Genomic DNA, 23,797 nt, shown 5'->3' on the forward strand with positions numbered 1-23,797 from the left:
TGAACTACTTTGTCCAGGCCGATAGACGTTGCTGGCAGGCGTCTGACGGCTAACGTATCCTTCGCGGCTCTTGGGCCGTCTGGCTCGCAAAAACTGCTGTTTTCCTCGTGTAATTCCGGAGTTCGCTGAATGTCTGTCGGTTGGCTGCGCGCCTGTGCGCTGGTGATGTTGGGGCTGTTCAGCGTGTCTGCGCTGGCCAAGGATAAAACCGCGATCGTGGTCGGCGGCGGCCTGTCGGGCCTGACGGCCGCGTACGAGCTGCAGAACAAGGGCTGGCAGGTCACTCTGCTGGAAGCCAAGTCGAGCCTGGGCGGCCGTTCCGGCATGGCCACCAGCGAGTGGATCGGCAACGACAAGACCCAACCGGTGCTGAACAAGTACGTTTCGAACTTCAAGCTGAGCACCACGCCGGCACCTGAGTTCGTGCGGACTCCTGGCTACCTGATCGACGGCGTGTATTACAGCGCTGCCGATCTTGCCACCAAGGAGCCGGCCACTGCCGAAGCGCTCAAGCGTTACGAGAAAACCCTCGACGACCTGGCGCGTTCGATCGATGACCCGCAGAACCCGGCCGCCAACAACACCTTGCACGCGCTGGATCAGGTCAACGTGTCGAGCTGGCTCGACAAGCAGAACCTGCCGGCCACCGCGCGCCAGCTGATCAACCAGCAGATCCGTACCCGCTACGACGAGCCTTCGCGCTTGTCGCTGCTGTATTACGCTCAGCAGAGCCGCGTTTACCGTGGCGTTTCCGATCGTGACCTGCGTGCTTCGCGTCTGGTCGGCGGCAGCCCGGTGCTGGCGCAGGCCTTCGTCAAACAACTGAAAACCATCAAGACCAGCTCCCCGGTCTCGGCGATCATTCAGGACAAGGACGGCGTGACCGTCAAAGTCGACAGCGTCAGCTATCAGGCTGACTACGTGGTGCTGGCCGTACCCTTGCGCGCCCTGAACAAGATCCAGATGACTCCGGCTTTGGACGCCCAGCACCTGGCGGCGATCAAGGGCACCAACTACGGCTGGCGTGACCAGATCATGCTGAAGTTCAAGACGCCGGTGTGGGAAAGCAAGGCGCGCATGTCCGGCGAGGTCTACAGCAACACCGGCCTGGGCATGTTGTGGATCGAGCCTGCCCTGAAGGGCGGTGCCAACGTGGTGATCAACCTGTCCGGCGACAACGCGCGGGTGATGCAGGCGTTCGGCGACAAGCAGATGGTCGATCAGGTGTTGATCCGCCTGCACACGTTCTATCCACAGGCGCGCGGTTCGTTCACCGGTTATGAAATCCGTCGTTACAGCACCGACCCGTCGACTGGCGGTGCCTACCTGGCCTTCGGTCCAGGCCAGATCAGCAAATTCTGGCGCCTGTGGGAACGTCCGGTCCAGCGTGTAACCTTCGCCGGCGAACACACTGACACCCTGTATCCGGGCACCCTGGAAGGTGCATTGCGCACCGGTCAACGTGCAGCCAGCCAAGTTGAAGACCTGGCGGCCGGCAAGTCGTTTGAACCGGCGAAAGTGGTTCCGGCAGCTGCCGCAGCGGCGGGTGCTGGCGCGGTGGTTGCGAAGAAGGGCAACTTCTTCAGCAACCTGTTCGGTGGCTCGGATGACGAGAAAAAACCGGAACCGGTCAAGGCACCTGAACCTGTTGCCCCACCTGCTCCGGCGCCAGCCCCGGCCGCCGCGCGGGCACCGGTGGAAGCACCGAAGCCTGCGGCACCGGTAAAAGCCGAGCCGGCCAAGAAGGCTCCGGCCAAAGCCCCGGCGAAACCGGCAGCCAAGACCGAAGCGAAAAAAGCCCCGGCCAAGGCACCTGCCAAGAAAGCCGAGCCGGCCAAGAAGCCAACGGCCAAACCCGCAGCGACCCCGGCAACGGATACCAAGGCGCAATAAGCCCTGGGGCATAAAAAAAACGCGGCGTAAATGCCGCGTTTTTTTATGCCTGGAGAAATCCGCTTTCACAATCGAATAAACCATTTGCAGGAAGTGTTATTGAGTTGGGCTACATTTTTGTATACACATCGGCCTTTAATCTTTTCTTAACTCGCCTATTTCAGACTCTTGATCGCATTTATCGATATTTCAAAGCGAAATTTTCGGCTTTAATTCGATGGATAACTCGATAGTCTTGGGCCAGCACTTACAGGGATCTAGGCAATGCAGCTACGTAACTCTACCTCCCGCTACGGCTGGGTCAGTATCTTCATGCACTGGGGCGTGGCACTGGCCGTATTCGGTTTATTCGCCCTTGGGCTGTGGATGGTCGGCCTCGGCTATTACGACCCATGGCGCAAAGACGGTCCGGATCTGCACAAGAGCATTGGTATGATTCTGCTGGGGGTCATGGTATTGCGCGTGTTGTGGCGCTTCATCAGCCCGCCGCCGCCAACCCTGGCCAGCTACAGCCGCATGACGCGTCTGGGCGCCAGGTTCGGCCATGCCTTTTTGTATCTCTGTCTGTTCGCTGTGATGATTGCCGGTTACCTGATTTCCACCGCAGAAGGTGCCGGTATACCGGTGTTTGACTGGTTTGAAGTGCCTGCCCTGGTTTCCGGACTGCCGGACCAGGCAGATAACGCCGGTGCGATTCACCTCTACCTGGCGTGGGTGCTGGTAATTTTTTCCGTGCTCCATGCGTTGGCAGCATTGAAGCACCACTTTATCGACCGTGATGTGACCCTCAAGCGAATGCTGGGTCGCAAAGCCTGAAGTTCAACCTCGACTCCCAAGGAAAACAAAGCATGTTGAAAAAGACTCTCGCCGCCCTGGCAATCGGTTCGGCCCTGCTGTCCGCAAATGTGATGGCTGCTGACTACGTTGTAGATACAACAGGCCAGCACGCCTTCGTCAACTTCAAGATCAGCCACCTGGGCTACAGCTACATCACCGGTACCTTCAAGACCATGGACGGCAAGTTCAGCTTCGACGCTGCCAAGCCTGAAGACAGCAAGATCGAGTTCAACGTGAACCCCGCCAGCGTCTTCACCAACAACGCTGAACGTGACAAGCACGTCTCCAGCAAAGACTTCCTGAAAGTGGCTGATTTCCCCAAGGCCACGTTCGTGTCCACCAGCGTTAAAGCCACTGGTAAAAACGCTGCTGGCAAAGACACGGCCGATGTGACCGGCGACCTGACGATTGCTGGCGTAACCAAGCCAGTCGTGATCAAGGCCACTTTCCTGGGTGAAGGCAAGGATCCATGGGGCGGCTACCGTGCAGGCTTCGAGGGCACTACCAGCATCAAGCGTTCCGATTTCGGCAAGATGATGGACTTGGGTCCACAGTCTGACGCCGTCGATCTGTACGTCAGTTTTGAAGGTATCAAAGCGAAATAATTTTTCGCCTGACAAAAAAACGCCCGCTGTTCTCCCGAACACGGGCGTTTTTTATTGCCGTACGCAAAACCCTGTAGGAGCTGGCTTGCCAGCGAAGGCGCCCCGAAGGTCACTGCGGAATTCGAGGGCCCATTCGCCGGCAAGCCGGCTCCTACAGAAGCCGATCCAGCACCAACAAAAATGCCCCGGACCTTGCGGTTCGGGGCATTTTCTATTGCGGCGATAACTCAGCGATTGCGGGTCAGCAGCGCTGGTTTCTCACCACGAGGGCGGCTTGGCAGTTGATCCAGTTGCTCAGGTGTCGGGAAGCGGTCAGCCTTGGACTCCTTGTGCATGATCTTCGGTGCCGGACCACGCGGGTTCTGCACGGCCGGTTCCGAACGAGGTTGCTCGTCACGGGCGGGGCGGCGATTGCGCGAGTCTTCGCGGCGGGCTTGGCCATCACGTGGCGCGCCGCTGCGTGGGCCGTTGCGCTTGGCCGGTGGGGTGCCGGTGGTGGCGCCGTCGCTGTTGCGCGGACCGTTCTGGCGACCTTGTGGTTTGCCGGAACGGGGAGCGCCCGAACCTGCCGCGGTGCCTTGTGCCGGAGCACCCGGACGGCGACCACGGCCTTGAGCCGGCTTTTGCTGCGGCACGTAGTCGACGCGGTTACCGAAGTTATCGATATCGTCGTCCAGGAACTCGTCCGGGGCACGGTCAGCAGCGGCACGTGGTGGTTGGCTCGGCTGGCGCTGTTCGCGGGCCGGGGTTCCTTCGCGAGGCTTTTGCTGACGGGCCGGACGCTCACCGCGCTCACCCGCCGGTTTTTCCTTGCCCTTGTCCTTGCCTTTGTCCTTGCGGCCGCCACCGCTGCCGTTCGGACCGTCGCCGCGCGGGCCACGTGGATTGCGCGGGTTACGCATGTCCGGACGCTCGCGTACTTCTGGTTTCTCGGCTTCCACGGCACTCGCATCGAAGCCCATCAGGTCGCCGTCGGCGATTTTCTGCCTAGTCATGCGTTCGATGCTTTTCAGCAGTTTTTCTTCGTCCGGTGCTACCAGCGAAATCGCCTCGCCCGAACGACCGGCACGGCCGGTACGACCGATACGGTGCACGTAATCTTCATCGACGTTTGGCAGTTCGAAGTTGACCACGTGTGGCAACTGGTCGATGTCCAGGCCGCGAGCGGCGATGTCGGTGGCGACCAGGATGCGCACAGTACCGGCCTTGAAGTCGGCCAGGGCTTTGGTGCGGGCGTTCTGGCTCTTGTTGCCGTGAATCGCGACGGCGCTCAGGCCGTGCTTGTCCAGGTACTCGGCCAGACGGTTGGCGCCGTGCTTGGTGCGGGTGAACACCAGCACCTGTTCCCACGCGCCGGCGGTGATCAGGTGGGCCAGCAGGGAACGCTTGTGGCTGGCGGCCAGGCGGAACACACGCTGTTCGATACGCTCGACCGTGGTGTTCGGCGGCGTGACTTCGATGCGTTCCGGGTTGTGCAGCAGCTTGCCGGCGAGGTCGGTGATGTCTTTGGAGAAGGTCGCGGAGAACAGCAGGTTCTGGCGTTTGGCCGGCAGACGCGCCAGCACTTTCTTCACGTCATGGACGAAGCCCATGTCGAGCATGCGGTCGGCTTCGTCCAGCACGAGGATTTCCACGTGGGACAGATCGACGCTGCCTTGACCTGCCAGGTCGAGCAGGCGGCCAGGGCAGGCCACCAGCACGTCTACGCCACGGGCCATGGCCTGAACCTGAGGGTTCATGCCGACACCGCCGAAGATGCAGGCGCTGACGAACTTCAGGTCACGGGCATAGACCTTGAAGCTTTCATGCACTTGCGCGGCGAGTTCGCGGGTCGGGGTCAGGACCAGCACGCGTGGTTGGCGCGGGCCGTGACGCTGGGATTTGTCCGGGTGACCGTTGGGGAACAACCGCTCCAGGATCGGAAGGGCGAAACCGCCGGTTTTACCAGTACCTGTCTGTGCCGCGACCATCAGGTCGCGACCTTGCAACACGGCGGGAATGGCCCGCTGTTGCACCGGAGTAGGCTCGGTATAGCCCGCCGCCTCGATGGCGCGGACTAAAGCCTCGGAGAGACCGAGGGAAGCAAAGGACATGAGAAATCCTGTTTTAGTTAGGGCTTGGCCCAATGGGAGTCTTGCCTGGCGCGAATGGCGTTTAAGGAGACGCTATCCCGTCCGGTCCTGCTGGGTCTCGAAGGCTCGTCTGCAAGCGCTCGCGCGGGCTGAAAGCTGCGCAGTAGCGGGGTCGAGATGCCTTTAACGATTCCGAGCGTCCGGGCGTGAGCCTGGCGGGAAGGCCGGAGTATAACAGAGCAATCACTGCGCGCTGCTTTCATGCTGCTCAACGGTTTTTTCCGAGGCCGCCGTGGTCTTTTCAGCCTTCACGCTGGCGGCCGGTTCCGCGCCATAGCGGGCACTCAGTTCAGCGTAGGCGGGCTCGCGCTTGAAACGTTTGAGTTCGGCACCGAAACGCTGCACCAGCAGATCCATGCCCGCGTTGCGCCGCACCGCGAGAAACTGGCTTTGCTGGCTGATGACCGTAGGGTTTTCGGTGATTTTGTCGCGGATGCCCAGTTCGTCGAGCAAATGCTGGCCGACCCGGCGGTCGGTAATCAGCAGGTCAATCCGTCCACGTACCAGTTTGCCGAAGTTGGCTTCATGGGTGGGGGCCGGCTCGCGGGTGAACAGCGTCGAATCGCTGAAGTCCTTGCTGTACAGGTAACCCGGCGAGGTGCCTACGGTCAGGCCGCGCAATTCATCGAGGGTGCGAAACGGATGGGGCCGGTCATTGGCGTAGAACATCACGAACTGGACTTCAGACAGGGGTTCGCTGGGGTAGAGCAGGGTCGCATCACGCTCGTCGCTGTGAAAGATGTCCAGCGCGCCATCGGCCTGACCCGATTCAAGCATCGAGAGGCAGCGTTTCCAGGGCAGGAACTGCCATTCCACTTCAATGCCCAGGCGCTTGAAGACAATCGCGGTGGTTTCGTAGTCCAGCCCCAGTGATATGCCGTTGTCTTCGTATACGTAAGGCGCCCACGGTTCCGTGACAATGCGCAGCTTCTCGCCCCGGGCGGCGAAGCTCAGGCAAGTGAAGGCAAGCACGGCGATTAACTGCGTGATCAAAGGCATGGGCTTGAGATTACGACGAGAAACCGGAAAGAGCCAGAAACTGACCGCAGATGCTCTAACTCCGTGGATTGCCGCACATTAACAGTGCGTTGAAAGCAAAAGATCGCAGCCTGCGGCAACTCCTACAGGGAATACACATTTCTCTGTAGGAGCTGCCGCAGGCTGCGATCTTTTGATCTTGCTTTAACGACTTTTAACGCGGCAGCTTCAGGTTGTTCCACACCGCCAGGCTCGCTTCAGCCTGGTTCAGCGTGTAGAAGTGCAGCCCTGGAGCGCCGCCCTGCAGCAATTGTTCGCACATCTCGGTGATGACCTGTTCGCCAAAGCGCTGAATGCTCTGGGTGTCGTCGCCGTAGGCTTCCAGTTGCTTGCGGATCCAGCGCGGGATTTCCGCACCGCAGGCATCGGAGAAGCGCGCCAGCTTGCTGTAGTTGGTGATCGGCATGATGCCCGGCACGATCGGGATATTCACACCCAGCGCCCGCACGCGTTCCACGAAGTAGAAGTAGCAGTCGGCGTTGAAGAAGTACTGGGTGATCGCGCTGTCGGCGCCAGCGTTGGCTTTGCGCACGAAGTTGGCGACATCGTCTTCGAAGTTGCGCGCTTGCGGATGCATTTCCGGGTAGGCGGCGACTTCGATGTGGAAATGATCGCCGGTTTCTTCACGAATGAATTCAACCAGGTCGTTGGCGTGGCGCATTTCACCGCTGGCCATGCCCATGCCCGAAGGCAGGTCACCGCGCAGGGCGACGATACGCTTGATGCCGGCGGCCTTGTACTGGGCCAGCAGGCCGCGCAGGTCAGCTTTGCTATCGCCCACGCAGGACAGGTGCGGAGCGGCAGGGATTTTGACTTCGCTTTCGAGCTGCAAAACGGTGTTCAGCGTGCGATCACGGGTCGAACCGCCGGCGCCGTAAGTGCAGGAGAAGAAATCGGGGTTGTAGGTGGCCAGCTGACGAGCAGTGGCGAGCAGCTTTTCTTGCCCAGCATCGGTCTTCGTAGGGAAGAACTCGAAGCTGTAGCGACGATCTTGGGACATGGTCATATCCTTGGAAACTCATAAGGCGGACGCTGGCCCCCTGTAGGAGCGAGCTTGCTCGCGAAAGACCTCAAGGCAACGCGTTTATCCAGACAGCACGCGTTATCGTTAACGTCCATCGCGAGCAAGCTCGCTCCTACACAGGAAGAGCCGGCCTATCAGTAGCGGTAAGCGTGCGGCTTGAACGGGCCTTCGACGGTCACGCCGATGTAGTCGGCCTGGGTCTTGGTCAGTTGAGTCACAACGCCGCCGAAGCCACGGACCATTTCCAGGGCCACTTCTTCGTCGAGTTTCTTCGGCAGTACTTCAACGGTCAGGCGTTCGGCTTTCTGGGCTGGCGACAGGTCGGCGTACTTCTGGCCGAACAGGAAGATCTGCGCCAGAACCTGGTTGGCAAACGAGCCGTCCATGATGCGGCTCGGGTGACCGGTTGCGTTACCCAGGTTAACCAGACGGCCTTCGGCCAGCAGGATCAGGTAGTCGTCGTTATGCGGGTCGAAATCGCCAGCGCCGGTGCGGTGGATCTTGTGAACCTGTGGCTTCACTTCTTCCCATGCCCAGTTCTTGCGCATGAAAGCAGTGTCGATTTCGTTGTCGAAGTGACCGATGTTGCAGACAACAGCACGCTTCTTCAGGGCTTTGAGCATGTTCGAATCGCAAACATTGACGTTGCCGGTGGTGGTCACGATCAGGTCGATCTTGCCCAGCAGTGCCTTGTCGATGCTGGCTTCAGTACCGTTGTTGATACCGTCGATGAACGGCGAAACCACTTCGAAACCGTCCATGCAGGCTTGCATGGCGCAGATCGGGTCGACTTCGGAAACCTTGACGATCATGCCTTCCTGACGCAGGGACTGGGCGGAACCCTTGCCCACGTCGCCGTAGCCGATGACCAGCGCTTGCTTGCCGGACAGCAGGTGGTCGGTGCCGCGCTTGATCGCATCGTTCAGGCTGTGACGGCAGCCGTACTTGTTGTCGTTCTTGCTCTTGGTCACCGAGTCGTTGACGTTGATGGCCGGGATTTTCAGCTCGCCCTTGGCCAGCATGTCCAACAGGCGGTGAACACCGGTGGTGGTTTCTTCGGTCACGCCGTGGACGCGGTCCAGAACCTGTGGGTATTTCTTGTGCAGCAGCTCGGTCAGGTCGCCGCCGTCGTCGAGGATCATGTTGGCGTCCCATGGCTGGCCATCCTTGAGGATGGTTTGCTCCAGGCACCACTCGTACTCTTGCTCGGTCTCGCCTTTCCAGGCGAAAACCGGGATGCCGGCAGCGGCGATGGACGCGGCGGCCTGATCCTGAGTCGAGAAAATGTTGCAGGACGACCAGCGAACTTCGGCACCCAGGGCAACCAGGGTTTCGATCAGCACGGCAGTCTGAATGGTCATGTGGATGCAGCCGAGGATCTTCGCGCCCTTGAGCGGTTGCTCAACGGAATACTTGCGGCGCAGACCCATCAGGGCTGGCATTTCGGATTCGGCGATGATGGTTTCGCGACGGCCCCAGGCAGCCAGGGACATGTCGGCGACTTTGTAATCGGTAAAATCTGCAGGCGTGATAACAGCGCTCATGAAGAGCCTCCATTCGTAATGTATGCGAATGGGCGCCGTTGTGCGTTTAGTGTCTGGCTTAAGGCCAGGCAACGCCCCATCCGAGCCTGACAGGTCGAACCTGCTGCAGCGCCCCTCGGACAGGTGGCGGGAAAACGGTAGCAATAAGAGGTTACCGTTTTGAAACGGGGGCGATTATAGCGGGCTATGCTGATCTTCCAAAGCGTTTCTGTCGGTCAATGTCCGAACGGTAATCGAGACCATAGTCGAAGCTTTATAGAGCTCTAGTCCGGGCTCTGCCATGATGCCTGGCATCAATCGGCAAGATGGTCAGGAGCGAATATGAATTTCCACACCCGCAAATGGGTAAAACCTGAAGACCTCAACCCCAACGGCACATTGTTCGGTGGCAGCCTGTTGCGCTGGATCGACGAAGAGGCGGCGATCTACGCCATCGTCCAGTTGGGCAATCAGCGTGTGGTCACCAAGTACATTTCCGAAATCAACTTCGTCAGCGCCTCGCGCCAGGGCGACATCATCGAACTGGGCATCACCGCAACCGAGTTCGGCCGTACCTCGATCACCCTGACCTGTGAAGTGCGCAACAAGATCACCCGCAAGAGCATCCTCACGGTCGAGAAAATGGTCTTCGTGAACCTCGGTGAAGACGGCTTGCCGGCGCCCCACGGCCGGACCGAGATCAAGTACGTCAAGGACCAGTTCAAGGACGATGACGCCGCTCAGTAAGATCGGCGTCGCTTTCTTCGCGAGCAAGCCCGCTCCCACATTTGAAACGCATTCCAATGTGGGAGCGGGCTTGCTCGCGAAAGCGGTTCTGTATTCGCCGAAGATTTGTCTGGGCACTGAACAGCCGTGAACCCCGCGTGTCGTAGCTAAATAGCCCGCCACCGGTTGCGCACACCATGAACTCGGCACAAGACGGCAAGACCCCGAACCTTTCGGCGCAAGAAGAGCACGAAGTCGAAAAGAGCCAGCCACCCCGTGCCGCGGTGTTGCATGAAATCATCCGCACCCAGGGCGATCAGGAACTGGAGCGCAGCATTGCCGCGTTGTGGTGGTCGGCGCTGGCGGCGGGGTTGACCATGGGCCTGTCGCTGATGGCCATGGGATTGCTCAATTCGCGGCTGCCGGACGGTGAAGGGTTCAAGGTGATAGCGAGTTTCGGTTATTGCGCCGGTTTTCTCGCGGTGATCCTGGCCCGTCAGCAACTGTTCACCGAAAACACCCTGACCGCTGTCCTGCCGGTGATGACCAAGCCGACACTGGCCAACTTCGCCCGGCTGCTGCGGCTGTGGACGGTGGTGTTGATCGGCAACCTTTGCGGCACCTTGCTGGTGGCGTACGTGATGCTGGAGCTGCCGATCTTTGACAGCAAGACCGATGTCGCTTTCCTCGATATCGGCCGCAAGGTCATGGAAAACCATGCCAGTCAGATGTTCGCCAAGGGCATCGTCTCCGGATGGATGATCGCCACCATGGTCTGGATGATTCCGTCCATGGAGAGCGCCAAGATGTGGATCATCATCCTCATCACCTACCTCATGGCGCTGGGGGATTTCACTCACATCGTGGTCGGTTCGGCCGAGGTGTCGTATCTGGTGTTTGCGGGTGAGTTGCCGTGGAAGGATTTCTGGCTGGTGTTCGCCGGGCCGACGCTGGCGGGGAACATCATCGGTGGCAGTTTTATTTTCGCGCTGATCAGCCATGCACAGATTCGCAGCGAAAGCGGGCCGCCGAAGAAATCAGCGGATCAGAGCGATACGCCCGATCCGCAGTTGATCAAAAAACAATCAAGGTGATGCTCGGCCCACTACACCAAGTGCAGTCGCACCCCGACGCTGGCGATAGATGAAGAACAGCGCAGTCAGCACGGTCAGCCCGCTGACCAATGCACCGGTCCAGGGTAAGTCCGCCAGGTCCGCGCCACTGGCCACCACCAGGCCGCCAATCCATGCGCCGGCGGCGTTGCCGAGGTTGAAGGCGCTCTGGTTCAAGGTCGACCCCAGGTTCGGTGCTTCATGAGCCTGATCGATGATCAGCAACTGCAGGATCGGGCACAGTGCAAAGGCGAAAGTCCCCCACAGCACGAGCGTGATCGCAGCCGGGATCACCGAGTGACTGGTTTGCGTGAACGCCGCCAGCACCACCAGCACCGCCAATGCCATGCCCACCAGCGATGGCAGCAGCCGACTGTCCGCCAGGCGACCACCGAGCATGCTGCCGGCGGTCAAGCCAACGCCGAACAACAGCAACATGAGGGTGACGCCGTGAGGGCTGACGCCGGTGATGTCCTGCAGGATCGGCGCAATGTAGGTGAACACACTGAACAGGCTGGTCGAGGCCAGCACACTCATGCCCAGGGCCAGCAATACGCTGGCCTTGCCCAGCACCTTGAACTCGCTGGCCAGGTTGGCTTTATCCATCGCGATGTGTTTCGGCAGCCAGACCCATTGCGCAATCGCAGCCAGTACCCCGATCACCGACACCGCCCAGAAGGTCGAGCGCCAACCCGCGTATTGCCCGAGTGCGGTGCCCAACGGCACGCCGAGCACGTTGGCCAGGGTCAGGCCGGTGAACATCATGGCAATTGCCTGGGCCCGTTTGTTGGGGGCGACCAGCCCGGCAGCCACTACCGAACCGATGCCGAAAAATGCGCCGTGGCACAGTGCCGTGATCACTCGCGCGGCCATCAGTGTGGCGTAATTCGGCGCCAGTGCGCAGAGCATGTTGCCGAGGATGAACATCAGTGTCATGCCCAGCAGGGTGGCTTTACGCGGCATGTTGGCGGTGCCGACGGCGAGGATCGGCGCGCCGAACACCACGCCCAGGGCATAGCCGGTGATCAGCAATCCGGCATCGGGAATGCTCACGCCGAGGTCGCGAGCGACGTCGGGCAACAGACCCATGATGACGAATTCGGTGGTGCCGATGCCGAAGGCGGCAACAGCGAGGGCTAGTAAAGCGAGTGGCATGCGCAAGGTCTCTGTCGGTAGTCTTGACGCTGTGATCAGGCATACGCAGGCCGACGACCGTTCTCGACGAGAGCGGGCCGGGCAGAATTTTTATAGGAATTAGTCTGTGCGCAACTGAGTGCGGCGTGGTCGCTTGCAGTATAAACAGCCACTGAAATATGGCGAATCAATTCTGTACCTGGCCCCTGTAGGATCGAGCTTGCTTGCGAAAGACATCAAGGCAGCGCGTTTATCCAGGCAGCACGCGTTATCGTTGACGTCCATCGCGAGCAAGCTCGCTCCTACAGGGATCGTGGAGATAACAAAAGGAGTAGGCCGTGCTTGCGACGGCGTTGGTGTTGGTGGCGGCGCTGTTGCATGCGGCGTGGAATACCCTGATCAAGTTCAGTGCGGAACGGCTGTTGGTAGTGGCCTGCATGGACAGCGTGGCACTGCTCTTTGTCGCGCTGATGTTGCCGTTCCTGAGCGTGCCGCCGTTGGAGATCTGGCCATGGATCCTGGCATCGGCGGCGTTCGAGTTGCTCTATCGCTATTTACTGATCCAGGCCTATCGGGTTGGCGACCTCGGGTTGGTCTATCCATTGATGCGCGGCCTGTCACCGTTGGTGGTGCTGGCGCTGACGCTGATCTTTGCCGGGGAAGTGCTGACCCCTCAACAGATTTTCGGCATCCTGCTGATCCCGTTCGGCATGTTGTGCCTGCTCTGGCAGGGCGGTGGCGGTGCGCGCCTGCCGTGGTCGATGTTGCCGGTGGTGGCGTTGATCGGCCTGTGCATCGGTTGCTACACGTACATCGACGGGCAGGCATTGCGACGCTGGTCTCATCCACTGGATTACCTGGTCTGGGTCACCTTGCTCAGCGCCTGGCCGTTTCCGCTGTTGGCGTTAGTGCGCAAGCGCCCCGCGTTCATGCTGTTCTGGCGCGAGCAGTGGCGGTTGGGCCTGGCGGTCGGGTTCTGCGTGTTGTTCAGCTACGCTCTGGTGCTGTGGGCGATGCAGCTGGGGTCGATTGCCGAAGCGGCGGCACTGCGCGAGATCAGTGTGATTCTAGTGGTGCTGTTTGGCATGCGTTACCTCAAGGAGCCTTTTGGTCGACCCCGGCTCCTGGCCTGCGGGCTGGTACTGATCGGCATACTGGTGATGAAGTTTTGATCGCCCCGATGGAATTCAACCCTCCACAACTGGAAGAAAGGACGGCGTTATGACGGTGGCTCTGTGGTGCATTTTGATCGCGATTTTCCTGCCGTATGTGTGTACGTGGACCGCCAAGATCAGCGGCGGGTTCAGGCTGAAAGACAATCATGACCCTCGGGATTTTCTCGACTCTCTGGATGGCTTGGGCAGACGGGCGTACGCGGCGCATTTGAACAGTTTCGAAGTGACCCCGGCGTTTGCCGCGGCGGTGATCGTGGCGCACCTGGCCGGCAATGCCGAACTGGTGACGATCAACGTGCTGTCGGTGTTGTTCATCACCAGTCGCCTGCTCTACATCATTTGCTACCTGGCGGACTGGGCGACGCTGCGGTCGCTGGTGTGGTTCGTGGGAATGGCGTTGATCGTGAGTTTCTTTGTGGTGTCGGTCTAAAAGATCTTCGCCGACACCATTGACCTGTAGGAGCCGGCTTGCCGGCGAAAGCGGAGTGTCAGGCGACATAATTGTTGATCAGCCCGCCGCCTTCGCCGGCAAGCCGGCTCCTACAGTAATCAGTTGCTCAAGGATTGGCTTTGACCGCATCCGCCACCTGCGGCACTTGCGGCAGCGCAGCACCTTTGGGCCAGAGCATCCAGATCTGCCCCTGCTGTTTCATGTCCCCGGCCAATTGCCCGGCCGCATCGCCGGTACCCCAGAACAGATCCGCCCGGACTTCGCCGGCAATCGCGCCGCCGGTGTCCTGTGCTGCCACGGGGCGAACCAGGGCTGTGCCGTCCGGTTTGGTGGTGGACAGCCACAACAGACTGCCCAGCGGAATCACCTTGCGATCCACCGCTGCGCTGTAACCGGCGGTCAACGGTACGTTCAACGAGCCGCGCGGACCCTCGTTGCTGTCCGGGTTGCGGGTGAAGAACACATAGCTGGGGTTGCTGCCGAGCAGTTCGGGAATCCGTGACGGATTGGCCTTGGCCCAGGTGCTGATGGCACCCATGGTCACGTCTTCCTTTTTCAACTCACCTTGCTCTACCAGCCAGCGGCCGATCGGTCGATACGGATGGCCATTCTGATCGGCATAGGCAATGCGCAATTGACGACCATTGTCGAGCTGGATGCGACCCGAGCCCTGGATCTGCAGGAACTGCAGGTTCATCGGATCGGTCAGCCAGGCCACGACCGGCGCCTTGACCCCTTTGTTTTCGATGGTTGCCGCATCGTCGTACGGCTTGAGCACGCGACCTTCGAGCCGTCCGCGCAGGCGTTTGCCCTTGAGTTCCGGGTAAATGCTGTCGAGGGCGACGATGATCATGTCCTCGGGGACGCCATACACCGGGACATTGGCAGCGCTGGTCTGGGTCAGGCTCCCGGGATAGACCGGTTCGTAGTAGCCGGTGATCAGGCCGTCGGGGTTGTCGTTGGCGGCGCGCAGGCCATAAACGTCGAGGTTCTGCTTAAGAAAGCCACGGATGTCGCTGGCGGTTTGCGGCACCGTGGCGGCGGCTGCACAGGTGCCACCCCAGACCGGGTCGGCCTTGAGTCGGGTGCAGGCGCTGCGCCACGAACCGAAACCGGCGACCAGGTCGGTGTCGGACACCGCCGGCAGCGCGTCCCATGTAGCGCTGGAGTAAGTAGCCAGGGCATGGGTTTTCGGTTGTTGCTTGTCGCCACCGGTGCAGCCTGCGAGCAGGGCCACCATCGGCAGGGTCCAGGCCAGGCTGTGACGCCATGCCTTGAAACGGCTGTTCATGGAGTGATTCCTTTGCCGGTTGCCTGAGCGCTCCATGCGCTCAGGCAACCCTTGTTGATAATAGGGCTATTGGTCTTTGCCGATGACACGAGGATACTGGCCGCCGTTTCCGTGACCTGAAGCCACCATGACTCTTAAAAGACTTTCTGTTGTATTGCTGGCCTGCCTGACGCTGTCCGCTTGTGGCGGCGTCGACCCCAACTCGCCGCTCGGCCAGCGCAAGGCCATTTTCAAGCAGATGCTCAAGACTGGAGAAGACCTGGGTGGCATGTTGCGTGGGCGCATTGCCTTCGATGGGCCGAAGTTCGCCGAGGGCGCGGTGAAACTCGATGTGCTGTCCCGTGAGCCGTGGAAACATTTCCCGCAAGTGCGCGAGGACGATCACACCAGCGCCAAGAGCGATGTCTGGGAGCAACAGGCACGCTTTCAGACAATGGCCCGTGACCTTGAGAGCGCCACCGGTGAATTGGTGATCGCCAGCCAGGTTCAACCCTACAAGGTAAGCAACCTGGGGCCGGCGGTACAGAAAGTCGAAGATGCTTGCAGTGCGTGTCATAAGGCGTTTCGGGATCATTGATTGGTGTTGTTCGGTCTGACGTCTTCGCGAGCAAGCCCGCTCCCACATTTGATTTTCAGTGGACACAAAATCTGTGCTCGACGGTGATCCAGTGTGGGAGCGGGCTTGCTCGCGAAGGCTGCTTTAGTAGCACCAAAGATCGATGTTCGTTGCCAGTGCTTATTTATCCAGCTCATCAAGTGCGTCCTGCAATTCCTTGCGGGCATCGGCGAGTTTGTCTTTGCGCTTGTTGATCTTGTCGGGGTCGCCTTTGCTCATGGCCTTGTCCAGGTCCGCCTGACGCTTGCTGACTTCGTGCTTGGCATCGAGCACCTTGTTTTCCCGTTCTTTCTTCAGCGAGGCATCGGTGCAGTTCGCTTCGACTTCGCTGAGGGCTTTTTCCAGGCCGGCCTGCTGGTCGGCGTTGCCGTGGACCTTGGCCAATTCGATCTGGTTGATGATGCCTTGCTTCTTGGCGGCGCAACCGGTCAGCCCCGGCGCTTCCTCGTCCGCCATCAACGGGGTGGCCAGCACGCTGCAAAGGGTCAACAGGGCGAGCGGTGAAAGAAATTTCATAAAAGCTCCATGTAAGAAGGCAAGCAGGCCGGTGTGGCAATGGCTTGTTGGAGCCCAGCGGTCCCGTGGGGTTCCCGGTGGGCTCAGGGCTGGCAGCTAAAAGCCGCCAATCCCCGCATCACGTAATGTTTCACTCAAGGCCAGGACCTGTGGGTCGCGGAAAAAAGCGTTCAGTTGCGCCGCGCGTCCGGGCCCGATACCTGCCTCGGCCTGCCATTGTTCGATATCTCGCTGTGCCAGTACCTGCCATGCATCGCCAAGGTGTGCCTGACCTGTTGGCGGTAGTCCCAGGGCTTTCAGCCAGAGCGCGAACGGGCGTTGCCGGGCCAGGTTGAAACTGTCTGCAAGGCGAGCCGCACTGCGTTCGCCGAAACCGTCAATGGTAGCAAGCTCTTGGGCATCGAGGGTCAACCAATCCAGCAGACCGTTCAGGCGACCTGTTGCAAGAATTTTTTCCCAAGTGCCCGGACCCACATTGGGCAGCGCCAGCCCCTGTTTGCTGCTGAGCCAGGTCAGGCGCGCGAGAAACTGGCTTTCGCAGCCCGGGGTCGGTTGCCAGCAACTCAGCGAATGAAAGTCCGCTGCCTGCGGCACGTTCAATTCGACGCGTTCGCTACTGCGCAATACGACGCCATCGAGCCTGGGAATGGTCAGCCCGGCCAGGCTGATGGCGACCTGATCACCCGGACGGATGTCCAGCGCCTGCCAGCGTTGCAGGGAGCTGACGCTGACACGTTTGATCTGCCGGTCATCGAGCATTACCGGGGTCAGTTCAAGTACCGGAGTGATCCGCCCGGTCCGGCCGATCCTGAAGTGAACCTGGCGGACTTCGGCCAGTGCCTGGGCGAAAGGGTATTTCCAGGCGATGGCCCAGTAGGGTGGCTTGGCCTGCCAGCGTTCGGCGGCTGGGCGCTGGGTCTGGCGCAGGACGATGCCATCGCTGGCAAAGGGCAGGGGTGAGCGATACCAGTGTTCGCGCCAGCGTTCGGCGTCAACGATGGTGCCGATTGGCTGGCTGTATGCCGTGGTGCTCGGGAATCCCAGCGCAGTCAGTGCTGCGGCGCGGGCGGACATGCTGGCAGGGCCTTGTGGCCAGTCCCATACAAACAGGTCGATACCGGCGGCCTGCTCGGCGCTCAACACCTTGCGCGCCATCAGGCCGGCCACCGTGGCGCGAGCGTTGAGGCTGCCGGCCCGGGCTTGCACATGATCGGTCAGGCGCCAATACAGTTCGCCTTGCACGAGCAAGTCCCGGGGCTGCGATAGCCGTTGCGGGATGGCCGGAATTTGCCGTGCCGGAACCGTCCAGTCCTGACCGCTCTCGCCGTCGCCACGGCTGATGGCCTGGGCCAGCAGGCCGTTGCGGTAAACCAGGGTCACCGCCACGCCATCGATTTTAGGCTGGGCCCAGACGTCCGTTCGATCACGCAGCCATTTTTCCACGGCGGTTTGATCGTGCAGTTTGTCCAGGCCGGTGTGGGCGATGGGGTGGGGCAGCGTGCCGCGTGCAGTGCGCAAGGGTTCGGCGGGCGGGCTCAGGTTGAAACAGTGGCGCCATTGGGTGAGTCGTGCGCGGGACTGGTCGTAGAGATCATCGGCGATCAGGGAGCGGCCCTGGCGGTGATAGTTGTCGTCCCAGAGGTCGATTTGTTGCTGCAGTTTGCCGACTTCGTTCAGGGCGCGTTCGGATGGCCAGTCCGGGCACTCGGTGGCACTGGCATTCAGGCAGGCAAGGGTCAGTAAGGCGGCGAAAAACAGGCGCAGGTCGGGAAGCATCTTGAGCGTCCTTGCTCGGTGAGGTACGTGAAGGCTAGGTCAGTATCCGTCGGTGCAGCGAGGGGGTGTTTTGCCGGGTATTTCCGGTGGCTGTGCTGGCCTCTTCGCGAGCAAGCCCGCTCCCACATTTGGAACGCATTCCCCCTGTGGGAGCGGGCTTGCCCGCGAAGGCCGCGACGCGGTGTAAAGCGAGTCCTAATAAAAAGCCCCGCAGGGCGCGAACCGTGCGGGGCTTCGGGTGTTGCGGGGAAGTCTTACAGGCCGGCAGCAGCGCGCAGAGCGTCGGCGCGGTCGGTTTTTTCCCAGGTGAAGGTGGTGAAGGTATCTTCGCCAACAGTCTTGGTTGCCGGGGTGCGACCGAAGTGGCCGTACGCCGCGGTTTCGCGGTACATCGGGTGCAGCAGGTCGAGCATGGTGGTGATCGCGTATGGACGCAGGTCGAACACTTCGCGGACCAGTTTGACGATCTTGTCATCGCTGATCTTGCCAGTGCCGAAGGTGTTCAGCGAGATCGACGTCGGTTGGGCAACGCCGATGGCGTAGGAAACCTGGATCTCGCAGCGATCGGCCAGGCCGGCGGCAACGATGTTCTTGGCCACGTAACGACCGGCGTAGGCGGCCGAACGGTCAACCTTCGATGGATCTTTACCGGAGAACGCGCCACCGCCGTGACGGGCCATGCCGCCGTAGCTGTCAACGATGATCTTGCGGCCGGTCAGGCCGCAGTCGCCCACCGGGCCACCAATGATGAACTGGCCGGTCGGGTTGATGTGGAACTGGGTGTCCTTGGACAGCAGTTCGGCAGGCAGCACGTGCTTGACGATCAACTCCATCACGCCTTCGCGCAGGTCGTTGTACGACACTTCCGGGTTGTGCTGGGTCGACAGAACAACGGCGTCGATACCGACAACCTTGCCGTTTTCGTAGCGGCAGGTGACCTGCGACTTGGCATCCGGGCGCAGCCAAGGCAGCAGGCCGGATTTACGGGCTTCGGCCTGGCGCTGCACCAGTTGGTGCGAGAAGGTGATCGGCGCTGGCATCAGCACGTCGGTTTCGTTGCTGGCGTAGCCGAACATCAGGCCCTGGTCGCCGGCGCCCTGATCTTCAGGCTTGGCACGGTCGACACCCTGGTTGATATCAGGGGACTGCTTGCCGATGATGTTCATCACGCCGCAGGTCGCACCGTCGAAGCCGACGTTGGAGCTGGTGTAGCCGATGTCGGTGATCACGTCACGAACGATCTGCTCCAGGTCAACCCAGGCCGAGGTGGTGACTTCGCCGGCGATGATTGCCACGCCCGTTTTCACCAGAGTCTCGCACGCCACACGGGCGAACTTGTCTTCAGCAATGATGGCGTCCAGCACCGCATCAGAAATCTGGTCGGCGATTTTGTCCGGATGCCCTTCAGACACGGACTCGGAGGTGAAAAGGGAGTATTCGCTCATCTCGATGTTTTCCTGAAATTACCGATGGTGAGTGTCGCCAGTCGGTCGCTGAAAATGGCGGACCTGGATCTGGAAACCATTGCGTAAGCCTACATAGAGGCTTTCCCCGGGAGCGAGTCCCGCAGCGGTGGCCCAACGGGCCAAATCGTCCTGGTCAAACCCCAGCCAGAGATCACCGCAGGCCTCCTTGGCCCAACTCTGGTTGTGGCTACATAACTCTGTCACTAACAGGCTACCGCCTGGTTGCAGCAAGCGGGCCATGTGCTTGAGCGCATCGGCCGGCGCGGCAAAATGGTGCAGCACCATGTTCAGTACCACGCAATCGGCCTTGAGGCTGACGCCATTCAATGCATCGGCCAGTTGCAGGCTAACGTTAGTCAGCTTGTCGCGTTCGCAGACCTGACGCGCCAGTTCGAGCATCGCGGTGCTGTTATCCAGCGCCGTGACTTGCGAGAAGCGGCGCGCCAGTTCCGGCAGGAATGCGCCATCGCCGGGGCCGACTTCAATGGCCGTTGCGTCTTTGTCGAAGCTCAGCTTGTCGAGCAGGGCCACCACGCTTTCGCGATATTGCGGCAGGCCGGCGATCAAGTCTTGCTGGGCGCGAAACTTCTCCGCAACCCGTGAGAAAAAGTCCTGGCTGGCTGCCGCACGTTGCCCATGGACCTGGGCGATGCGCGCCTGCACATCGGCCGGCAGCTTCAGGTTGTCCACTTCTTCGAGCAGCGCTGCGTGCAGTTTGCCGCCCAGCAGCTCGGTGTGGGGCAGGGCGCGACGGTAGAAAATCGCGTTGCCTTCGCGGCGCGTTGCCACCAGGTCGGCCTGGGCCAGTACCTTGAGGTGGTGGCTCATGCCTGACTGGCCGATGCCGAAGATCTGCGCCAGTTCCAGCACACCGAACGAGTCGTTGGCCAGTGCGCGCAAAACATTCAACCGCAGGGGATCGCCGCCAGCCTTGCACAAGGCCGCCAGCTCATCGCAATCGTCATGTTGAATGGAGGGCACGCGTAAGTTCATAGGGCCGGCAGTCTAGTCACGGGTCGAATGCATCGCAAGAGCAATATCAAAAAGTTTTGATATTGCTCGATAGATGGCACTTCTTAACGTTAGCTTCAGTCAACAAACGAGCAGCGGAAAGGTTTCATCAGTAGAAACCGTCGTTATCCATTGGAAAAACGCCTCCAGATGACTATCTGTCATTGCCCCGAGGCGGCCCGGTGAGGGAAAATGCTCGCCTTTTTTCCGTTTCGTTTATTCAAACCCCAGGAGATCAGCGATGCCTAGCCGTCGTGAGCGTGCCAACGCCATTCGTGCCCTCAGCATGGATGCCGTGCAAAAAGCCAACAGCGGCCATCCCGGTGCCCCTATGGGTATGGCGGATATCGCCGAAGTACTTTGGCGCGACTACCTGAAGCACAACCCGAGCAATCCATCGTTCGCCGACCGTGACCGCTTCGTGCTGTCCAACGGCCACGGTTCGATGTTGATCTACTCGCTGCTGCACCTGACCGGCTACGACCTGTCGATCGATGACCTCAAGCAGTTCCGTCAACTGCACAGCCGCACCCCGGGCCACCCGGAACTCGGCTACACCCCGGGCGTTGAAACCACCACTGGTCCACTGGGTCAGGGCCTGGCCAACGCCGTGGGTTTTGCCCTGGCTGAAAAAGTCATGGCGGCGCAGTTCAACCGTCCTGGCCACAACATCGTCGACCACCACACCTACGTGTTCCTGGGTGATGGCTGCATGATGGAAGGCATTTCCCACGAAGTCGCTTCCCTGGCCGGCACCTTGGGTCTGGGCAAGCTGATTGCCTTCTACGATGACAATGGCATCTCCATCGACGGCGAAGTCGAAGGCTGGTTCACCGACGACACGCCGAAGCGTTTCGAGTCCTACAACTGGCAAGTGATCCGCAACGTCGACGGTCACGACCCGGAAGAGATCAAGACCGCGATCGAGACTGCGCGCAAAAGCTCGCAGCCAACCCTGATCTGCTGCAAGACCACCATCGGTTTCGGTTCGCCGAACAAGCAAGGCAAGGAAGACTGCCACGGCGCCCCGCTGGGTGACGCGGAAATCGCCCTGACCCGTGCGGCGCTGAAATGGAATCATGGCCCGTTCGAAATCCCGGCGGACATCTACGCCGAGTGGGACGCCAAGGAAGCAGGTAAAGCTGTCGAAGCCGAGTGGGACCAGCGTTTCGCTGCTTACTCCGCCGCGTTCCCGACTGAAGCCAACGAACTGATTCGTCGCCTGAGCGGTGACCTGCCAGCTGACTTCAGCGAAAAAGCCTCGGCCTACATCGCCGAAGTGGCGGCCAAGGGCGAAACCATCGCCAGCCGTAAAGCCAGCCAGAATGCCCTGAACGCATTTGGCCCGCTGCTGCCTGAGTTCCTTGGCGGCTCGGCTGACCTGGCCGGTTCCAACCTGACCCTGTGGAAAGGTTGCAAAGGCGTCACCGCCGAAGACGCCAGCGGCAACTACATGTACTACGGCGTGCGCGAGTTCGGCATGACCGCGATCATGAACGGCGTTGCCCTGCACGGCGGCCTGGTGCCTTACGGCGCGACCTTCCTGATGTTCATGGAATACGCGCGCAACGCGGTGCGCATGTCGGCCTTGATGAAGCAGCGTGTGATCCACGTCTACACCCACGACTCCATCGGTCTGGGCGAAGACGGCCCGACTCACCAGCCAATCGAGCAACTGGCCAGCCTGCGCTGCACCCCGAACCTCGATACCTGGCGTCCAGCCGACGCCGTTGAATCGGCGGTGTGCTGGAAGTCCGCACTGGAGCGCAAGGACGGTCCTTCGGCCCTGATCTTCTCGCGTCAGAACCTGCAGCACCAAACCCGCAATGCGATTCAGATCGAAGAGATCGCGCGTGGCGGTTACGTGTTGAAGGACTGCGCGGGCGAGCCTGAGCTGATTCTGATCGCCACCGGTTCCGAAGTCGGTCTGGCCGTTCAGGCTTACGACAAACTGACCGAGCAAGGCCGCAAGGTTCGTGTGGTTTCCATGCCGTGCACCAGCGTGTTCGATGCCCAGGACGCCGGCTACAAGCAATCGGTTCTGCCGTTGCAGGTCAGCGCCCGTATCGCCATCGAAGCTTCCCACGCCGACTACTGGTACAAGTACGTCGGCCTGGAAGGTCGCGTGATCGGCATGACCACTTACGGCGAGTCGGCACCTGCGTCGGCCTTGTTCGAAGAGTTCGGCTTCACCCTGGAAAACATCCTGGGTCAGGCGGAAGAGCTGCTGGAAGACTAAAACACGACGCGGTGGCTCTTGCCGCCGCGATCCCCTGTAGGAGCTGGCTTGCCAGCGAAGAGGCCCTCAAGCCTTGCAGTGTTCTTGAGGCCGCCTTCGCTGGCAAGCCAGCTCCTACAAGGGGGTGTTGTTAATGAAAATTCGTCTGCCTGCGTCTATCGAGAACCCCATGCCTCAACCGCGTCCCTACAAAGTTGCACTCAACGGCTACGGCCGGATTGGTCGTTGCGTCTTGCGTGCGTTGTTCGAGCGAGGCGACAAGGCCGGGTTCGAGATTGTCGCGATCAACGATCTGGCCGACATGGCCAGCATCGAATACCTGACACGCTTCGACTCCACCCACGGGCGTTTTCCCGGCGAGGTGAAGGTCGACGGCGATTGCCTGCATATCAATGGCGACTGCGTGAAGGTCCTGCGCAGTGCCACCCCCGAAGGCATCGATTGGGCGTCCCTGGGCGTCGATCTGGTGCTGGAGTGCTCAGGCGCTTACCACACTCGCGAGGACGGCCAGCGTTTTCTCGACGCCGGTGCGCCGCGTGTGCTGTTTTCCCAGCCGATGGCCAGCGAGACGGATGTCGACGCGACCATCGTCTACGGCGTGAACCAGGATTGCCTGACCGGTGACGAACTGCTGGTGTCCAACGCGTCCTGCACCACCAACTGCGGCGTGCCGCTGTTGCGCCTGCTGAATCAGGCCATTGGCCTGGATTACGTGTCGATCACCACCATTCACTCGGCGATGAACGATCAGCCGGTCATCGATGCCTATCACCACGAAGACCTGCGCCGCACCCGTTCGGCGTTCCAGTCGGTGATTCCGGTGTCCACCGGTCTGGCGCGTGGCATCGAACGCCTGTTGCCGGAACTTGCCGGGCGAATCCAGGCCAAAGCCGTGCGGGTGCCGACGGTCAACGTGTCCTGCCTCGATATCACGATGCAGACCGCCACCGCGACCGACGCCACCGAGGTCAACCGGATCCTGCGCGACGCCGCCACCAGCGGCCCGCTCAAAGGCCTGCTGGCTTACACCGAGCTGCCCCACGCAAGCTGTGATTTCAACCATGACCCACATTCGGCGATCGTCGATGCCAGTCAGACCCGCGTTTCCGGCCCACGGCTGGTGAACATCCTGGCCTGGTTCGACAACGAATGGGGTTTTGCCAACCGTATGCTGGATGTTGCGGAACACTATCTGCAAACAGCAACTTCAAAAAAACCGTAGGAAGTGCGAC

The 23,797-nt window shown here is 60.6% G+C and carries 20 protein-coding genes and 1 riboswitch; of the genes, 10 read left to right on the top strand and 10 right to left on the bottom strand.

The genetic code is table 11. The features are described from left to right. Nucleotides 1-129 precede the first annotated feature (129 nt). From AC07XF_RS03900 to AC07XF_RS03910, 3 genes are all read left to right on the top strand, one after another. Complete coding sequence (locus AC07XF_RS03900) at nucleotides 130-1,893, top strand: flavin monoamine oxidase family protein (RefSeq protein WP_495025475.1); 1,764 nt, start codon at nucleotides 130-132, stop codon at nucleotides 1,891-1,893. Between the two features lie 264 nt (nucleotides 1,894-2,157). Then, nucleotides 2,158-2,709 carry a cytochrome b gene (locus tag AC07XF_RS03905; RefSeq protein ID WP_495025476.1) on the top strand — a complete coding sequence of 184 codons (552 nt, stop codon included), beginning with the start codon at nucleotides 2,158-2,160 and terminating at the stop codon, nucleotides 2,707-2,709. Nucleotides 2,710-2,741: 32 nt separating this feature from the next. Beyond that, nucleotides 2,742-3,335: a YceI family protein gene (locus tag AC07XF_RS03910; protein ID WP_007994347.1), complete on the top strand. Its 594-nt coding sequence runs from the start codon at nucleotides 2,742-2,744 to the stop codon at nucleotides 3,333-3,335. Between the two features lie 227 nt (nucleotides 3,336-3,562). On the opposite strand, the gene rhlE2 is transcribed toward AC07XF_RS03910, so the two are convergent. The 4 genes from rhlE2 to ahcY all read right to left on the bottom strand — a co-directional run bounded on the left by rhlE2 (nucleotide 3,563) and on the right by ahcY (nucleotide 9,073). Next, on the bottom strand, nucleotides 3,563-5,428 hold the full coding sequence (gene rhlE2, locus AC07XF_RS03915; RefSeq protein ID WP_495025477.1) for an RNA helicase RhlE2: 1,866 nt from the start codon (nucleotides 5,426-5,428) through the stop codon (nucleotides 3,563-3,565). A gap of 222 nt (nucleotides 5,429-5,650) precedes the next feature. Next, complete coding sequence (locus AC07XF_RS03920; protein WP_495025478.1) at nucleotides 5,651-6,466, bottom strand: substrate-binding periplasmic protein; 816 nt, start codon at nucleotides 6,464-6,466, stop codon at nucleotides 5,651-5,653. 193 nt (nucleotides 6,467-6,659) lie between these two features. Further along, complete coding sequence (metF, locus tag AC07XF_RS03925) at nucleotides 6,660-7,505, bottom strand: methylenetetrahydrofolate reductase [NAD(P)H] (protein ID WP_495025479.1); 846 nt, start codon at nucleotides 7,503-7,505, stop codon at nucleotides 6,660-6,662. Between the two features lie 158 nt (nucleotides 7,506-7,663). Further along, entirely contained in the window at nucleotides 7,664-9,073 is a 1,410-nt protein-coding gene (gene ahcY / locus AC07XF_RS03930) for an adenosylhomocysteinase (RefSeq protein ID WP_007981660.1), read from the bottom strand. Nucleotides 9,074-9,096: 23 nt separating this feature from the next. Next, nucleotides 9,097-9,196, bottom strand: a riboswitch (S-adenosyl-L-homocysteine riboswitch). A 198-nt stretch (nucleotides 9,197-9,394) separates the two neighbouring features. On the opposite strand from ahcY, the gene AC07XF_RS03935 reads away from it, so the two are divergent. Then, nucleotides 9,395-9,799 (top strand): acyl-CoA thioesterase, encoded by a 405-nt coding sequence (locus AC07XF_RS03935; RefSeq protein WP_007994339.1) that lies wholly within the window; start codon nucleotides 9,395-9,397, stop codon nucleotides 9,797-9,799. A 176-nt stretch (nucleotides 9,800-9,975) separates the two neighbouring features. Continuing rightward, a complete protein-coding gene (locus AC07XF_RS03940) occupies nucleotides 9,976-10,872 on the top strand; it encodes a formate/nitrite transporter family protein (RefSeq protein ID WP_495025480.1) in 897 nt (298 codons plus the stop codon). Here the strand turns inward: AC07XF_RS03940 and AC07XF_RS03945 are convergent. Continuing rightward, on the bottom strand, nucleotides 10,864-12,045 hold the full coding sequence (locus tag AC07XF_RS03945; protein WP_495025481.1) for an MFS transporter: 1,182 nt from the start codon (nucleotides 12,043-12,045) through the stop codon (nucleotides 10,864-10,866). The two genes, AC07XF_RS03940 and AC07XF_RS03945, sit on opposite strands and share 9 nt — an antisense overlap. 317 nt (nucleotides 12,046-12,362) lie before the next feature. On the opposite strand from AC07XF_RS03945, the gene AC07XF_RS03950 reads away from it, so the two are divergent. Both AC07XF_RS03950 and AC07XF_RS03955 read left to right on the top strand, forming a co-directional pair. After that, nucleotides 12,363-13,196, top strand: a complete 834-nt coding sequence (locus tag AC07XF_RS03950; protein WP_007981649.1) for an EamA family transporter — start codon at nucleotides 12,363-12,365, stop codon at nucleotides 13,194-13,196. A gap of 49 nt (nucleotides 13,197-13,245) precedes the next feature. Then, a complete protein-coding gene (locus AC07XF_RS03955) occupies nucleotides 13,246-13,629 on the top strand; it encodes an MAPEG family protein (RefSeq protein ID WP_495025482.1) in 384 nt (127 codons plus the stop codon). Between the two features lie 127 nt (nucleotides 13,630-13,756). Here the strand turns inward: AC07XF_RS03955 and mltA are convergent, their stop codons facing one another. Beyond that, nucleotides 13,757-14,941 carry a murein transglycosylase A gene (gene mltA, locus AC07XF_RS03960; protein ID WP_495025483.1) on the bottom strand — a complete coding sequence of 395 codons (1,185 nt, stop codon included), beginning with the start codon at nucleotides 14,939-14,941 and terminating at the stop codon, nucleotides 13,757-13,759. A 127-nt stretch (nucleotides 14,942-15,068) separates the two neighbouring features. Between mltA and AC07XF_RS03965 the strand changes: the two genes are divergently transcribed. Beyond that, nucleotides 15,069-15,518 (top strand): c-type cytochrome, encoded by a 450-nt coding sequence (locus AC07XF_RS03965; protein WP_495025484.1) that lies wholly within the window; start codon nucleotides 15,069-15,071, stop codon nucleotides 15,516-15,518. Between the two features lie 159 nt (nucleotides 15,519-15,677). Here the strand turns inward: AC07XF_RS03965 and AC07XF_RS03970 are convergent, their stop codons facing one another. From AC07XF_RS03970 to AC07XF_RS03985, 4 genes are all read right to left on the bottom strand, one after another. Then, a complete protein-coding gene (locus tag AC07XF_RS03970) occupies nucleotides 15,678-16,073 on the bottom strand; it encodes a DUF1090 family protein (RefSeq protein WP_204929440.1) in 396 nt (131 codons plus the stop codon). A 96-nt stretch (nucleotides 16,074-16,169) separates the two neighbouring features. After that, a complete protein-coding gene (ligB, locus tag AC07XF_RS03975; RefSeq protein WP_495025485.1) occupies nucleotides 16,170-17,849 on the bottom strand; it encodes an NAD-dependent DNA ligase LigB in 1,680 nt (559 codons plus the stop codon). Nucleotides 17,850-18,103: 254 nt separating this feature from the next. Beyond that, nucleotides 18,104-19,294, bottom strand: a complete 1,191-nt coding sequence (gene metK / locus AC07XF_RS03980) for a methionine adenosyltransferase (RefSeq protein ID WP_007981638.1) — start codon at nucleotides 19,292-19,294, stop codon at nucleotides 18,104-18,106. Between the two features lie 18 nt (nucleotides 19,295-19,312). Beyond that, on the bottom strand, nucleotides 19,313-20,308 hold the full coding sequence (locus AC07XF_RS03985; RefSeq protein WP_495025486.1) for an ArsR/SmtB family transcription factor: 996 nt from the start codon (nucleotides 20,306-20,308) through the stop codon (nucleotides 19,313-19,315). A gap of 259 nt (nucleotides 20,309-20,567) precedes the next feature. On the opposite strand from AC07XF_RS03985, the gene tkt reads away from it, so the two are divergent. Both tkt and epd read left to right on the top strand, forming a co-directional pair. Further along, complete coding sequence (gene tkt / locus AC07XF_RS03990; protein ID WP_495025487.1) at nucleotides 20,568-22,565, top strand: transketolase; 1,998 nt, start codon at nucleotides 20,568-20,570, stop codon at nucleotides 22,563-22,565. A 169-nt stretch (nucleotides 22,566-22,734) separates the two neighbouring features. Then, a complete protein-coding gene (gene epd / locus AC07XF_RS03995) occupies nucleotides 22,735-23,787 on the top strand; it encodes an erythrose-4-phosphate dehydrogenase (protein ID WP_495025600.1) in 1,053 nt (350 codons plus the stop codon). The last annotated feature ends 10 nt before the right edge of the window (nucleotides 23,788-23,797 follow it).

The sequence above is a fragment of the Pseudomonas sp. GW821-FHT01C01 genome (assembly GCF_059422645.1).